This window comes from Paenibacillus sp. FSL R10-2736 (genome assembly GCF_038000245.1).
GTDB classification, from domain to species: domain Bacteria; phylum Bacillota; class Bacilli; order Paenibacillales; family Paenibacillaceae; genus Paenibacillus_AQ; species Paenibacillus_AQ phytohabitans.
In genome coordinates, this window is sequence record NZ_JBBOBN010000001.1 from 80,616 (window position 1) to 95,367 (window position 14,752).

The window sequence follows — 14,752 nt, forward strand, 5'->3', positions numbered from 1 at the left end:
CAAGCATCCGTGGAATTTCAAGCCGATGCGATTGATCGCGTCATTAAGAATACCATCGACGTGATGGAGAGCAGCAAGTATCAGATTTTTGAAATATTGCAGGTTGCACGTGATGAGCTTGCTGCACTCACCAAAGAACTGCAGCGGGTTATGGAAGAAACGGATGAAACATTGCAAAAGGTAGACAAGCTGGAGCTGCAGTACCACCGCTCCCGGATCCGGCTGACCGAGGTCAGCCGGGACTTTGTCCGCTATACGGAGAAGGATATCCGGGTTGCTTACGAGAAAGCGACGGAGCTTCAGTTAGAGCTGATGATGACGAGGGAGAGGGAAGCCTACCTGCGGAGCAGACGGGATGAGCTGCAAATGCGGGCTCGCAGTGTCGAAAATTCTGTGGAGCGGGCCGAATCGATTGGTTCGCAAATGAGCGTTGTCCTGGAATATCTGTCTGGAGAACTAGGCCAAGTGACGAGAATTGTCGAATCTGCGAAAAACACGCAAATGGTTGGACTCAAGATAATCCAGGCCCAGGAAGAAGAACGGAAGAGAATTGCCCGGGAAATTCACGATGGTCCTGCTCAAATGCTGGCAAATCTAGTCCTAAGGACGGAAATTGTAGAAAGAATGCTGGTAAAGCAGGAATTTGGGCTGGTACAAGCCGAAGTAATAGACTTAAAGGGACAGGTAAGGTACAGCCTGGAAGAAATGCGTAAAGTGATTTTTAATCTCCGTCCGATGGCCCTCGATGATTTAGGACTGATTCCGACACTCCGGAAATACGTGCATGATTATGAGGAGAAGACGAAGATCCGCACTTCTTTTGAAACAAGGGGGAAAGAGCACCGGCTGTCTTCAGCGATGGAGGCTGCAGTCTACCGTCTTGTTCAGGAAGCTTTGTCCAACGCGGCGAAGCATGCCTATCCAAGTTATGTTCTGGTGGAAATTACGTATCAGGCACAGTTAATTAAGATCGTAGTGAAAGACAATGGCTTAGGCTTCAATGTGAAAAAGATCAGTGAGCAAGCCAACCGTGAAAGCTTTGGGCTGGTGGGAATGCGTGAACGTGTGGAATTGCTGGAAGGTAGAGTGGAAATACAGTCAGCAGAGAACCAGGGCACAACAATCATAATTCACATTCCGACGAATGTGGACAAAGGAAAGGAGTAATGTGATGGAAAACCAGAATTCTGGAAAATCGCCCATAAAGGTTCTTTTGGCGGATGATCATCAGTTGTTTCGTGAAGGGCTTAAACGTATTTTGAATATGGAGGACGACATTGAAGTCATAGGTGAGTGCGGTGACGGCATCCAGGTGCTTGAATTCTGCAATATCAACAAGCCGGATATCGTGCTGATGGATATTAATATGCCTATTGAGAACGGTGTGGAGGCTACACAGAAGCTGCGGGAAATGTTCCCGGATGTTAAGGTGATTATCCTCTCGATCCATGATGACGAAAGTTACGTATTCGAAACCCTGCGCAAGGGTGCGAATGGATATTTGCTGAAGGATATGGAGGCAGAGTCGCTTATTAATGCGATCCGCTCTGTATGTGAAGGCCATGCCTTCATTCATCCCAAGGTAACCGGCAAGCTGATCAATCAGCTGCGCCGCATGACGTATCTTAACGAGACAGGTGCCATGGCCGAGACTCCGGTTAAGGAAGCAGGCGTGAAATTTGTCGCAGGCGACAACAATCCGCTGACCCGCCGCGAAGCAGAAGTGCTGCGTCTTATGGCTGAAGGCAAGAGCAACAAGATGATTGGAGAATACCTTTTTATCAGCGAAAAAACAGTCAAAAACCATGTCAGCAGCATTCTGCAAAAGATGGAAGTCGACGACCGCACGCAGGCTGTTATCAATTCGATCAAATATGGCTGGGTAACATTATAATTCACACGTAAACTTTTAACTGAGCGTTTTGGAGAATCCTAATGATCCTTATAAAACGGTACATAACTTGATTGCAGTGGTCTAGCTGCAGTCAAAGTATTGTTTCAGTCCGCATGATATTCGAATTTTGCAAAATGCTGATTTAAATATGTACCCGAAACCGGAAGCTTTAATCTGTCTTCCTGCAGGAAGGCGGAAATTCTGTGCTTTGCGATATATAAAGAGTCAGAATAACCGGGTCATCTGTCCCGGGAGGCTGGGCTGTCACCGTCCCTTTATCACCGGCATATAGTGTCGGTATAAGAGGGAGGTGCATCTCCATGATCGCCCAGTTAATCTCGATTGTGTCTATCTATGCATCCGCAGCAGCCCTTGTTCATATTCTGCATCGCAGAGAAGAGAGCCGGGAGGCAATGCGGCCTGAAAAGCGGCTTCATTATATTCTGATCACCCGCAATCATGAAGCTGTTGTGGAATGGTATATCCGAATGCTCGCAGTTTATGCTTTTTGGATGGGCAGACCGCTGTATGTCACTTTGATGGATGATGGTTCCCTGGATGGAACGCTGGCGGTTGCCTCACGGTTAGACTGCAGCGGCTCGTCTATCAGGTTCGCTCCGGTAATGCCGCACTACAACACTCTTGGCGAAGCGGAGCACCGGAAGGAAAACGTACTGGATCTGCGGACGCAGGAGCAGCCTTTTCCGCTGAAGATGATGCGGCTGCCGGGAAGCAGGGGATACGGATCGAAGCATGGCGAATGATAATTAAATATGTCGGCAACGGGTGAAGCACACTCTCCATTGATGGGGGGGTGTGCTTTTTTGTGTTTGATGAGCAAACACGGATTGCTTAGTGGTTCAGCCGGACACCAAACTTAAGGTCAGCTGCTTTAGTTGTATTTCGTGCAGCTATTATTCAGATTTAGACAGGATATCTGGAGATAGCTGCACTTCGTACATTTATTATTGCGGACATGAGGCCAAACTGCGGTTTTCCCGGATTATAGTTGTACGAAATACACTTCAGTGGATAGATAGGCTGTTACAGCAATAAATAGTTGCAGTAAATGCAGTTAAGCTGTCTGCTGTTCAAGTATAGCTAAATCCAAACCTGACAGTGGCCGGAGTCCAAACATTTGCTGTAGTCATGGCTATCGCGGAGTAGAAAAATAAAAAGTTCAATTAATTAAGTGTGGATTCGGGGGAATCGTAATCTATGGTCTCGGTGATGTGCCACTTTGAAGGAGAGAGGGAGGGGTTTGATGAGAGTAGCAGTATATGCGGTAGAGCGCAATGCCGCTTGGGAGATCAGAATATCGCTAAACATGGCTGTGGACAGGTTATGGTGGAATGGTGAGGGAATGGGAGGCGAAGGCTGGGGCGGCGGGCAAGCGGACAGTCTGGTGCTGCTGTCACCATCGCTCCCGTTAGGCTGGGGGGTGAAGCTGAGGAAGGGCTTCAGAGCTTCACCGGCCATGACGCTATGGAAGAAGGAGGACTGGAAAAGGTATGTCGCCAATTGCTTGAAGGCTGAGATCAGGAAAGAACAGGAGGAGGGAGGTCTGCGGGAAGAGGAGTGGCTGACAGAAGGGGGTATCGCTTCAGAATCCATACTGGGCTGGACGGAAGGAGGTCTGAAGGAGACTGCACGTGTCGGGAACTATGCTCAGCCTGTAATGCCTAAGGATAGCTTGTACGGCTGGGATGACCTCGCTGCATTAGCGGCGGCGGCTAATCAGTTGGCAGGAGCGCTTGCCGGCCGTTCTCTGCTGCAGGGCGAAGCAGAAGCACTGGTGGCAGAGCGGCTGCCTGACCTGGCAGGAAATTGGTCTGCTGCAGTGCAGCTGGCGCATCTGCAGGGGCGGATAAGAATTGAGGCTGCAGTTGCTTATAATAACCGGGAGCAAGGCGGGGGAGTGCTGGGGTGGGTGAGTCAGGCGAAGCAGAGAGGGAAAGAGACGGAGCGAATAGGTAGCCGGGAGCAAGGTGGGGGAGTGCTGGGGTGGGGGAGGAAGATGAAGCAGAGTGTGCATGTGTTGGGACGGGTGAGCGAGGCAGTTGCCGGGCGCGGTGTCCGCCCGCGCCTGACTGTTGGCCGGTTCCCCGTGGTCACCGGCCGCCTCTTGCACGCTGCGGCGCTCCGCCTGCCGCAGCTGCACCTGCCCCGGCGCGGCGCTGCCGCCCGCCGCGGGGCACCACGCTGCCTGCGCTGCGGCAGCGTACCCACGGGCCGCACGGCCTGCGCCGCGTGCGGCCTTGCCGGCTGCGCCTATTGCGAGGCCTGCCTCGCACTCGGGCGCAGCCGGGCTTGCGCGCTGCTGCTGCGCAGCGCGCCGCTGCCTGCCGTGCGCTGCACGGCAGGCGTAGCCCCCACCGTAGCGGCACGCCGGTGGGGGCTTAGCGCAGCGCAGGCGGCTGCGGCCACCGCTGCGCTGGGGTTCCTGGCGGAGCCGCGGGAGCGCTCCGCCCTAAGAGGCCCAGAGCGGTTCCTGCTCTGGGCAGTGACGGGAGCGGGAAAGACGGAGATTACGTTCCCGCTCCTGGAGGCGGCGCTCGCAGCCGGAGGCCGGGCGCTGATCGCAACGCCGCGGCGCGACGTCGTGCTGGAGCTGGCGCCGCGCCTGGCCAAGGCCTTCCCGGCGGATACCCCCGCCGTGCTGTATGGAGGCAGCGAGGACCGCTGGAGCGCGAGCAACATAACGCTGGCAACAACCCATCAGCTAATGAGGTTCCATCAAGCCTTTGACCTCGTCATAATTGATGAGCTCGATGCTTTTCCCTATCATAATGATCCAATGCTGGCCTACGCTGCCGAGCAGGTTTGTAAGCCCTCTGGATCCTTCATTTTTCTCTCAGCCACACCACCGGCCGAATTACAGCGCCTCGCCCGTTCAGGAAAACTGCCGCATGCGAGAGTACCGGTCCGCTTCCACGGCCATCCCTTGCCGGTTCCAGTGCATTTACATATGCCGCCGCTCCACCGTTGTTTGAAGCAGGGGAGACTCCCTGGAAGTCTGATCCGTGCCTTGCGAAGATCTCTTGACCGCAAAGCACAGATTTTTCTCTTTGTCTCGCGGATTGCCCACATTTCAGGACTGCTTCAGCTTTTAAGGTGTATTTTTCCTGGCGTTCCTATGGAAGGAACCTCCTCCAAAGATCCGGATAGAGCAGAGAGGGTGCTGGAATTCCGTAACTGTGCGATATCGCTTCTGGTGACGACGACAATTCTGGAGCGGGGAGTTACGGTTCCGCGCAGTGATGTGTTTATTCTGGATGCGGACAGCAGTCTGTTTGACGAGGCAGCTTTGGTGCAGATGGCAGGCCGGGCAGGACGCTCCAAAGATGATCCGGACGGCCACGTAGTATTCGCTTCCGCAGAGTGGAGCAAGTCGCAGCGCAGAGCCATTTCACAGATTTGCAGCATGAACGCGATTGCCCATAGGCAGGGATACCTGTGAGATAAGACGCTACATACACTCTTTTATTCATAATTTTCTGCATTTAGCCGTAAGAAGGAGGTTATAGATGAATTCCATAATGTCTTGGATAAAAAAAGCCCGACTATTAATCGCCCCTTCCCTGCCTCAATGTCTGTTCTGTGGTAAAAGAGGCCGTCCTTCATCCGGGCTGCCCGGAATTTGCGTAAGCTGTCATACAGGGATCCCGTGGATCCGCTGTCCCCGGTGCCAGACCTGCGGTCGCCATGTCGGCTGTCCGGATTGCAGCCGCAGCCGCGAGCCTGTACCGATCCGCTGCAACCGCAGCGCGGTGGCCTATACAAGTGAGATGCGCGAGCTGCTGGGTCAGTACAAATACAGGGGGAATGAACGCTTGGCCCCTATACTGGGCCTAATGCTGGACAAGGCATATGCCATACTCCAACAAGAGCAGAGTGAACAACAACAAACCGCTACTCTACAAAGTAATTCTTCCCGCAGACCTTTTTCAGCAGCAAAGCCAAACTATCTTCTTATTCACCCGGCCCTATGGCAAGCCGATTTGCTGGTCCCTGTGCCTGTAAGCTCAGCCCGCCTGGCTGAAAGAGGGTTTAATCAGGCGGAGCAACTGGCAGATGTATTATCTCTACGGAGGGGAATTCCGCAGCTTCCGCTGCTGATTCGTACCCGGCATACCGGCAAACAAAGCTTCAAAAGCAGAAGTGAACGGCTGGCCGATATGAAGCAGGTTTTTGCCGGGAATACAGAGCAGAAGCTTCTGCAAAGGCTGGGCGGACACCTGGTGTCAATTGCAGCCCGGCTGCAGAATCGCCCTCTCCAGATTATAATTATCGATGATATTTACACCACAGGGAGCACGATGAGGGCCTGCGCTGAAGCACTTCACCGGCTCATTGGTGATTTGGGCTATGCGGCGGAGATATACAGTCTGACATGGGCACGTTCTTAGCGGTTTCGGCCGTTCGGAAATTAAATTAAACCTGCTCCACAACCGATACTAATCATAGACGGAACTTCAGCTATCATGTAATCTTATTAGCATAAGATATTTATAAGCTGTGCAGAATGTAAGGAAGGGAGCCGCGGTAGAAATGAATGTAGATAATTGTCCAAGATGCGGCCGGCTATATGTTAAGAATTTAATGAACCTGTGCCAGCCTTGTATCAAAGATTTAGAGCATGAATATGAAATCTGTGTAGACTACCTGCGCAAAAATAGAGGCACTAATATTCAGGAACTGTCCGATGCCACGGAGATCTCCATTAAGGAAATCACCCGTTTTATTCGTGAGGGCCGGATTTCCATAGCGAACGCACCTAACATGATGTACCCTTGCGAAGTCTGCGGGACCTTGATCCGGGACGGGCATATGTGCGATAGCTGCCGCAGCCGTTTGACCAAGGATCTGGCAAATGCTGCCAAGGAAACTGTAGACAAAAGCAGTACCAAAAAGGCTTCAGATGCCGCATATCGCGCCGTAGACAAGTTCCGCAACTAATAAAATCTGCAAAAAAACGTTTGCAGCTATAAAGAATGTTTCAACAAAGGCCGATAAACTTAGTAAAGATTATCGGCTTTTTTATATCAGAAGGAAGGTGGAAGTTATGAAAATTAACGAGACCGGACGAATTAACGCGATGAACCCGTATCAACGGAGTGCGGAATCGCAAAGGCAGGAACAAATGAAGAAGAGCACACGCAAGGATGAGGTATCGATTTCGGATGAAGCATTGAAGCTATTGCAGGCGCAGAAGAGCAGCGAAGTTGATGCCGAACGCGCGGACAAGATCGCAAGCTTGAAACAACAAGTTTCCGCAGGTACCTACCAAGTTGACGCAGCCAAACTCGCAGAAACACTCGCCCCATACTTTAAGCAATCCTCCGAGAATTAGGTGAACACACCCATGACACTTACACCATTGTTAGAAGCACTGGAACGGCTGGATGAGGCACATATTCAGATGCTGGATCTGGCCGTTACTAAGAAGCAGGCTATTAAGGAGAATAAGGTAGAAGAACTTATCAAGATCCTTAACAAGGAATCCAAGCTATCGAAACTAATTGAGCAGTTGGAGGAAGAACGGGCACAAGCTGCATATATCTTTTTACAGGGAGTAGGGATACGGTCCAACCTGAACCTGAACCTGAATGAGTTGTCCCGGCTTGTATTTGACCTTAAAGACAAACAGAAGCTGCTGGATATACAGAAGCGGCTCTCTGGTACTTTGCAGGAACTGAAAGAAGCAAATATGCTGAACCAGCAACTGCTCCAACAAGCGCTCTCCTATATAGAGTTTTCAATTGAAAGCATGTCTTATTATTCTGAGACAGAAGCTACGTATCACCATCCGGCGGGAAAAACAGCTGGGGTTCAACGCTCCGGACTTTTTGATTCTCGGGCCTAATTTTGGAGGAATAAAGATGACTTCAACATTTCATAGTATAGAAACCGCCAAACGAAGCCTGAATACTCAGACGGCTGCATTAAACACGACAGGCCATAACATCTCTAATGTTAATACTGAGGGATACTCTAGACAAGTCGTGAAGATGCAAGCCTCGCTTCCTATGGAGGCCTATGGATTCTTGCGCTCAACAGCAGCCGGTCAGATGGGTACTGGGGTAGAATTTACTTCCATTGAACGGGTGAGACAGAGCTTTCTGGATGATCAATACCGTAATGAAAGTTCAAATTCAGGAAGCTGGGACGTTAGATTCGATACACTGCAGAAGCTTGAATCGATCATGAATGAACCCTCAGATACGGGGATCCGTAAAGTCCTGGATAATTTTTGGAGTGCATGGTCTGACCTCAGTCAGGACCCGGAGAATATAACTAACCGCAAGATCGTCAAAGAAACAACTCAGGCACTTACGGATGCAATGAATCAAATCAGCACCCAGTTGGATACCTTGACCTCTGATTTGACCAGTAATATTTCTCTCAAAACTACAGAAGTGAACTCCCTGTTACAGACTGTAGCTAATCTCAATAATAACATTACCAAGCTGGAAGGCTTGGGGGATAGTCCGAACGATTTAAGGGATCAACGTGACCTGGCTATCGACAAGCTATCTAAGCTTGCGAATGTTCAAGTTACCCAGCTTAGCGATGGTTACCAGGTAACTTTGGGCGGACAATTGGTTGTAACCGGAGATCAGGTCACCGCAGTAACAGCAGAGAGTCTGAAGTCCGCTTATGATGGCGGGACACTGACCGGCGGCGAGGTCTATGGGATGTTTATGTCCAGGGATAAATACGTAACCGACTACAAGAGCCAGATGAATCAGTTAGCCAACACGCTGGCCAATGGAGATATCGAAATTACGCTGCCTGCCGGAACAGTTCTGCCTGAAGGCACTGTCCTCAATACTGGAGCCAACGGTACAGCTGTTACATATTCGAATGCAAATAACAACCGGACCATCACCACGGATACCAAAGTGACCGTCAAAGGAATTAACGGGTTATTGCAATTAGGATATACAGTTAGCGGAACCACACCGGAGAAGGGGTTAGCTCTGTTTACTTCCAAGGATGGTGGGGCCATAACAGCAGGCAATATTACACTTAATCCGTTAATTGCAACAGATCCTAACAAAATTTCCACTTCAATGCGTGTTACCGGCGCGGGTACCTCTAATGAGAAGGTTGTTATTGGGAATAATGATATGGCATTAGCCATGGCAGGGTTGAAGACAGCTAAATTTGACTTTGGAGCTGCATTATCCACACCTGGTACGGTTGATGATTATTTCAGCTCTATTGTCGGCCAACTGGGTGTACAAACACAGGAAGCCGAACGTCAAGCCAAGAATGCGGAACAGCTGACAGAGCAAGTGGAATTGAACCGTGCTTCTGTCAGTGGGGTATCGCTGGATGAAGAAATGACTGACCTGATCAAGTTCCAGCATGCTTACAGTGCAGCGTCCCGGTTCATGACCACGTTCGACGAACTTCTCAATAAACTAATTAACGGAACAGGCCGGGTAGGTCTCTAATCTGCGGAAGGAGGTACATCAATGTCTATTCGTGTAACTCAAGGAATGATGAGCATGCAGACGCTCAGCAATCTGAACAGAAATAACAGCACCAGAAGTGATTTGGCTAATCAGGCCTCTACCGGCCTCAAAATTAATAAACCCTCCGATGATCCGGTTGGGGTGACTTATGCACTCCGCTACAGGGCGGAGCTGGCTTCCAATGAGCAATTCCAGACGAATGCTGATGCTGCCGTAAGCTGGCTGGACTTTACCGATTCAACGATGCAGCAAGCAACAGATGTGATGCAACGCCTGAAAGAACTGACTGTCCAGGCTTCAAGTTCGACGGTTCCCCAGTCTGGTCTGGATGCCATCAAACTGGAAGTGGAACAGCTCAAAGGGCAATTAGGCAACATAGGGAATGCTCAAATTCGCGGCAAATATATTTTCAATGGACAAAACTATGACCAGCCTCCGTATGAGTTGTCGTCTACTGTAACTAATTTTGCCCAGATTGATACTGATACAGAAGCAGTCAAGTATGCGATTGGGGATCAGTCGACCTTTCAAGTGAATACCTCCGGGAGTGATTTTTTTGGTGCTTCAACCGATACGGATAATGTATACAAGGTGATGGATGACCTGATAGCGGCATTAGGAAGCGGAGACTATGCAGGCATCGGAGCTCAATCTGCAAAAATAGAATCGAGATCCACTAAAATGCAGGCTGCATTGTCTGAAGTAGGTGCACGGACTAACCGTGTTGAACTGGTTCAGGCCCGTTTGGATGACCGGAATTTAAATTTGACTACGCTGCAATCCAAGATTGAAGACGCTGATATTGCTGAGGTCATGATCAAGTCCACCACGGCCCAGACTATCTATGAGGCTGCCTTGAAATCTTCAGCTTCAATATTACAGCCTTCATTAATGGATTTTATGAGGTAGACTTGATTCTTTGAAACCGAAATGAGAAGCTATGGACAAGAAGTCCATAGCTTCTTTTGTTAGTATTACTAGGAGGATGATAAAATGACACCGGATCATGTACAACAGGAAGAATTCATTCAAACAACGACGCCGATATATACGTTTCCCAAGGGGATGCCAGGTTTTGATCAATTGAGACAATTTACTCTGAAAGAGTATAATGAAGTTTTCAGTTTACTGAGTGCGGTTGACCAGCCGGAGGTCACATTTATTACTGTTAATCCTTTTGATTTTCATGCTAATTACGAATTCGTACTTCCTGATGAAGCGATTCAGGATATAGAAGTTAGTGACCGTGAGCAGGTTGCAGTGAGATGTATTGTGACTTGGCACAGTGACAGGGATAAAAGCACAGTGAACTTGTTAGCACCACTTGTTTTCAATATCAAAAATCTGAAAGGGAAACAGATAGTGCTGCAAAACACATCGTACAGTACCAAACATTTATTATGGACAGAAAATGAGAGAATAAGAACCGGTGAAGGCGGTGATTCCTAATGTTGGTGCTGACTCGTAAAAAAGGTGAGTCAATTGTTATTCAGAATAACATTGTGCTTACAGTGCTTTCGGTTGAAGGGGACGTGCTGAAAATTGGAATATCCGCTCCCAAAGAAATTGATATTTATCGGAAAGAGATATTTGATGCTATTCAACAAAATAATCAAAGTGCGGCAATGCATATAGAAGCCATCAAAAATGTGATGCTTGATTTAGATAAATAGTCCTATATATATTTTGAAGAAAGGTTTTAGAAGTCAAAATAAATATAGAATAATTATGAAATTGCTCTACACATTCTATTCCGTAAGGTCGATATATACTTTAGAGCGGTAATTCTTCAGGGCGGCCGACCTGTGAAGACGCTGATACCACATGGATGTGGGAACAATACAATTTCAGGGAGGAAATATCAAATGATTATCAACCACAATATTCCGGCTTTAAACACACACCGTAACATGGGGCTGAACACTGCAGCAACAAGCAAAAACATGGAGAAATTGTCTTCCGGTCTGCGCATCAACCGTGCCGCTGACGATGCAGCTGGCTTGTCCATCTCCGAATCCATGCGTGGTCAAATCCGTGGTCTGGAGCAAGCTCAACGTAATGCTCAAGACGGGATCTCGTTCGTACAGACAGCTGAAGGTGCAATGAACGAAGTATCTTCCATGCTGACCCGTATGAAAGAACTGAATGTTCAAAAAGCAAGTGGAACTTACAGCACAAGTGACAAAGCTAACATCGATCAAGAGTTGACTCAACTAGGTGACCAAATCGATGAAATTATGACCAAAACTACTTTTAACGGTACTAGTATTACAGTGGGTGCTGATATTACTGTTAATGACAAAGCTACTAGCACAATTAGCATTGGAGCAATTACAACTACCTCTTTCACAAGCCTAAGTTCAACAACATCGCTTGCTGACGTAGAAAAAGCAATAGAAGCAGTTTCCTCTGAACGCGCTAAGCTAGGGGCTGTGCAAAACCGTCTCGAGTATACTTCCAATAACATCGGAACTACAGTTGAGAACTTGTCTGCTGCAGAATCCCGTATCCGTGATACAGACATGGCTAAGGAAATGGTTGCTCTCTCGAAGAACAACATCTTGCTGCAGGCTTCCCAGTCAATGCTTGCTCAAGCAAACTCTGCACCACAAGGTATCCTGTCCGTACTTCGTTAATCTTCATCGTTTTTTGCAAAGAGGCCTTGAATTTCAAGGCCTCTTTTTCTTTTTTCTTCATCGCTTTATCTACATATTCCCTGCAAATTATCCGATATATAGAATAACAAACTTGAATAAACAGAGGAATGCTCAATATATGTGGGGAGGTAAAATTTTGAGCAACAAAATTGCGCTGAATAATATTAATAATGCTGCACTGGGCCCAATACCTTCAACAAAAAGTGGCAGTGAAAAAGAGAGTGCTTTGAAACCCGTTATGGCTACTATTGAATCTGCTGGTTTACCTGTGGAGAGGGAACAACTTATTCAGCAATTAGAAAAGGCGATACGGGCTGTACAAGGGCCTGAGAAATCATTTGAAATCTCTGTTCATGAAAAAACTCATGCAATAATGGTCAAGATATTTGACAAACAATCAGGTGATTTAATAAGAGAAATCCCGCCAGAAAAATTACTTGATGTGGCAGCGAATATGATGGAATTAAGTGGACTTATAGTGGATGAAAAGGCATGAATTGAGGAGGCTATTATGAGAATTGGCGGATTGGCGTCAGGTATGGATATTGATTCAATGGTAAAACAATTAATGACAGCGGCCAAGGTACCATTGGACAAGCTGAATCAGCAAAAGCAACAGTTGGAATGGAAAAGAGAAGGATACCGCACAATAAGCACAAACTTGGTCAGCTTTAATGATAAGCTTTCTACCTATGGTAGAACAGATTCTATTGACTCCAAAAAGGCTACGGTTACAGGAGCTTCAAACGTGACTGCTACAGCTACTGGGGCGGCCACCAATTCAGTACTAAATATAAGTGTTACCAGTTTGGCCACCGCTTCTTCTGTTGTCTCCACAGGCGGAGTTCCCAAGGCGACGCTGGTTTCTCAAGTCTATTCTGGGGGAGCGGGCAGTATCACTGTAGGAGGCGCAACTATTAATTTTTCAGCGGATGAGACAATTGATTCGCTTGTCAAAAAAATTAATAATGATAAAAGCTCAGGTGTTACTGCGGTATACGATACGGCTTCTGGAAAAATGTCTTTTACAAATAGAGAAACTGGAGAGAAGGATATAACATTATCCGGTGGATTGCTGACAAGTCTTGGAATGACTACAGTCAACAAGGGCAAAGATGCTGTTGTTGTGATTAACGGCTTGACAACCAATCAGTCCTCTAACAATTTCGCTATTAATGGCGTGAACATTTCTCTAAAAGGTACTACACCTGCCGGGGAGACGTCTCAGATCCAAGTGTCTCAAGACGAGGATAAGATGGTTGAGACCATCAAATCTTTCGTGGAAACGTATAATGCGACTATAGCTGCGCTCAATCAGAAGACATCCGAAGAACGGTACAGGACCTTCTTGCCCCTGAGTACAGAGCAAAAAGCAGATATGAAAGAGGATGAAATTACACTTTGGGAGAGCAAAGCCAAAAGTGGGATGCTCAAGAATGATACAATTTTAAATAAGACATTAACAGATATGCGGGCCGCGATGATAACGGATGTCGTGCTTCCTGACGGATCCACAATCAATATGACTCAAATCGGTATTACTACTGGTAGCTATAACGAAAAAGGAAAACTGGTTCTGGATGAAACTAAGCTACGAGCAGCTCTTCAAGCCAATCCCGAAAAGGTGAGTGCTTTATTCGCACAGACAGACACCTCAACCAAGAAGGATTATACTGAGAAAGACGGTTTATTTAATCGGCTGAAAAAAGTTAACAACCTTTCGCTTTCCTCAATGTTTGAAAAAGCGGGGACGTCGAAAGTAAGCAGCGATCTTACAACTGAATTTATTGTTTCCAGTCAAATGGGGGAACAGTTGAGAGCTTTTGAAAGAAAAATTGCAGATATGAATACAAGGCTGACTATGAAAGAAAATCAATATTATAAGCAATTTACGGCAATGGAGACAGCCATAAATAAGTATAACAGTACCTCCTCCAGCTTATCGAGTATGCTATCTTAATTAAATTAGGAGGGATTTCTTTTGATTACTTCACCCTATCAGAAATATCAACAGACCCAATTACAGACAGCGCCTCCCGCTCAACTTCTGCTGATGCTGTATGATGGTGCTATCCGTTTCGTACGAATGGGTACTTCCGGAATCGATGAGAAAAATTATGAAAAAGCAAACAACTATTTATGTAAGGCACAAGCAGTCATCAATGAGCTGATTGCAGCGCTCAATCACGATTACCCTGTTGCCAAAACACTCTACCAGGTCTATGAATACATGATTCACCAGTTGATTCAATCTAATTTAAAAAAAGATAAAAAGCCAGCTATTGAAGTCTTAGATTACTTAATAGAGCTGCGTGATGCTTGGGATACAGCTAGCAAATCGCCAAGTTCTTCTGCGGAACAAGTTAAATGAGTGAACTAAATAAATATATAGATCAATTAGAGAAGATAACTTCAGAAATAGTTGAGGCTATAGATAGTACTACTTATGAGCAACTAGCTGGATTCTCAGAATATAGAGAACAGCTTGTTGGTTTAATTGAAAAGCAAAAAGACTCACTTACAATTGAGTTTAAGCAGCGTTTAATAAAGTTAAGTTGTTTTGACGAGGTTATTTTATCAAAGATGGACTTTCTTAAGCAGGATGCCAGTAATTGGTTAGCTAGGCAAGGTACAATAAAAATACAAAAAAATGCGTATAGTTCGAGCTTTTCAGCGGACAGCATGTTTATAGATCGGAAGAATTAAGTTAAAGGGCT

Annotated in this window: 17 protein-coding genes; all 17 read left to right on the plus strand. The window is 47.2% G+C overall.

All coding sequences use genetic code 11. The features are described from left to right. The first annotated feature begins 9 nt into the window (after nucleotides 1–9). The 17 genes from NSQ73_RS00340 (at nucleotide 10) to NSQ73_RS00420 (ending at nucleotide 14,741) form a co-directional block, all read left to right on the plus strand. Nucleotides 10–1,167: a sensor histidine kinase gene (locus tag NSQ73_RS00340; protein WP_042141753.1), complete on the plus strand. Its 1,158-nt coding sequence runs from the start codon at nucleotides 10–12 to the stop codon at nucleotides 1,165–1,167. 4 nt (nucleotides 1,168–1,171) lie between these two features. Next, nucleotides 1,172–1,894 carry a response regulator gene (locus NSQ73_RS00345; protein ID WP_039303779.1) on the plus strand — a complete coding sequence of 241 codons (723 nt, stop codon included), beginning with the start codon at nucleotides 1,172–1,174 and terminating at the stop codon, nucleotides 1,892–1,894. Nucleotides 1,895–2,214: 320 nt separating this feature from the next. After that, the gene (locus NSQ73_RS00350; protein WP_340985052.1) at nucleotides 2,215–2,658 is read left to right on the plus strand and encodes a hypothetical protein; all 444 of its coding nucleotides are present in this window, start codon (nucleotides 2,215–2,217) and stop codon (nucleotides 2,656–2,658) included. 500 nt (nucleotides 2,659–3,158) lie between these two features. After that, the gene (locus NSQ73_RS00355; protein WP_340985053.1) at nucleotides 3,159–5,354 is read left to right on the plus strand and encodes a helicase-related protein; all 2,196 of its coding nucleotides are present in this window, start codon (nucleotides 3,159–3,161) and stop codon (nucleotides 5,352–5,354) included. A 67-nt stretch (nucleotides 5,355–5,421) separates the two neighbouring features. Next, the gene (locus NSQ73_RS00360) at nucleotides 5,422–6,303 is read left to right on the plus strand and encodes a ComF family protein (RefSeq protein ID WP_340985054.1); all 882 of its coding nucleotides are present in this window, start codon (nucleotides 5,422–5,424) and stop codon (nucleotides 6,301–6,303) included. A 142-nt stretch (nucleotides 6,304–6,445) separates the two neighbouring features. Further along, a complete protein-coding gene (locus NSQ73_RS00365) occupies nucleotides 6,446–6,853 on the plus strand; it encodes a TIGR03826 family flagellar region protein (protein ID WP_039302660.1) in 408 nt (135 codons plus the stop codon). A 106-nt stretch (nucleotides 6,854–6,959) separates the two neighbouring features. Next, entirely contained in the window at nucleotides 6,960–7,247 is a 288-nt protein-coding gene (flgM, locus tag NSQ73_RS00370) for a flagellar biosynthesis anti-sigma factor FlgM (RefSeq protein ID WP_340985055.1), read from the plus strand. Between the two features lie 12 nt (nucleotides 7,248–7,259). Next, nucleotides 7,260–7,760, plus strand: coding sequence for a flagellar export chaperone FlgN (gene flgN / locus NSQ73_RS00375; protein ID WP_340985056.1), 501 nt, complete (start codon nucleotides 7,260–7,262; stop codon nucleotides 7,758–7,760). A gap of 16 nt (nucleotides 7,761–7,776) precedes the next feature. Further along, nucleotides 7,777–9,357 (plus strand): flagellar hook-associated protein FlgK, encoded by a 1,581-nt coding sequence (gene flgK, locus NSQ73_RS00380; RefSeq protein ID WP_340985057.1) that lies wholly within the window; start codon nucleotides 7,777–7,779, stop codon nucleotides 9,355–9,357. Between the two features lie 21 nt (nucleotides 9,358–9,378). After that, on the plus strand, nucleotides 9,379–10,287 hold the full coding sequence (gene flgL / locus NSQ73_RS00385) for a flagellar hook-associated protein FlgL (RefSeq protein WP_340985058.1): 909 nt from the start codon (nucleotides 9,379–9,381) through the stop codon (nucleotides 10,285–10,287). 84 nt (nucleotides 10,288–10,371) lie between these two features. Further along, nucleotides 10,372–10,827, plus strand: a complete 456-nt coding sequence (locus tag NSQ73_RS00390) for a flagellar assembly protein FliW (protein ID WP_340985059.1) — start codon at nucleotides 10,372–10,374, stop codon at nucleotides 10,825–10,827. Then, nucleotides 10,827–11,051, plus strand: coding sequence for a carbon storage regulator CsrA (gene csrA, locus NSQ73_RS00395; RefSeq protein WP_340985060.1), 225 nt, complete (start codon nucleotides 10,827–10,829; stop codon nucleotides 11,049–11,051). Before NSQ73_RS00390 ends, csrA begins: the two co-directional genes overlap by 1 nt. A 192-nt stretch (nucleotides 11,052–11,243) precedes the next feature. Then, entirely contained in the window at nucleotides 11,244–12,014 is a 771-nt protein-coding gene (locus NSQ73_RS00400) for a flagellin N-terminal helical domain-containing protein (protein ID WP_340985061.1), read from the plus strand. Between the two features lie 259 nt (nucleotides 12,015–12,273). Next, complete coding sequence (locus NSQ73_RS00405; protein WP_445669648.1) at nucleotides 12,274–12,531, plus strand: flagellar protein FlaG; 258 nt, start codon at nucleotides 12,274–12,276, stop codon at nucleotides 12,529–12,531. A 15-nt stretch (nucleotides 12,532–12,546) separates the two neighbouring features. Then, the gene (gene fliD, locus NSQ73_RS00410; RefSeq protein ID WP_340985063.1) at nucleotides 12,547–13,995 is read left to right on the plus strand and encodes a flagellar filament capping protein FliD; all 1,449 of its coding nucleotides are present in this window, start codon (nucleotides 12,547–12,549) and stop codon (nucleotides 13,993–13,995) included. A 21-nt stretch (nucleotides 13,996–14,016) separates the two neighbouring features. Continuing rightward, nucleotides 14,017–14,406, plus strand: a complete 390-nt coding sequence (fliS, locus tag NSQ73_RS00415; RefSeq protein ID WP_340985064.1) for a flagellar export chaperone FliS — start codon at nucleotides 14,017–14,019, stop codon at nucleotides 14,404–14,406. Then, a complete protein-coding gene (locus NSQ73_RS00420) occupies nucleotides 14,403–14,741 on the plus strand; it encodes a hypothetical protein (RefSeq protein ID WP_340985065.1) in 339 nt (112 codons plus the stop codon). The genes fliS and NSQ73_RS00420 overlap by 4 nt, the downstream gene beginning before the upstream one ends. The last annotated feature ends 11 nt before the right edge of the window (nucleotides 14,742–14,752 follow it).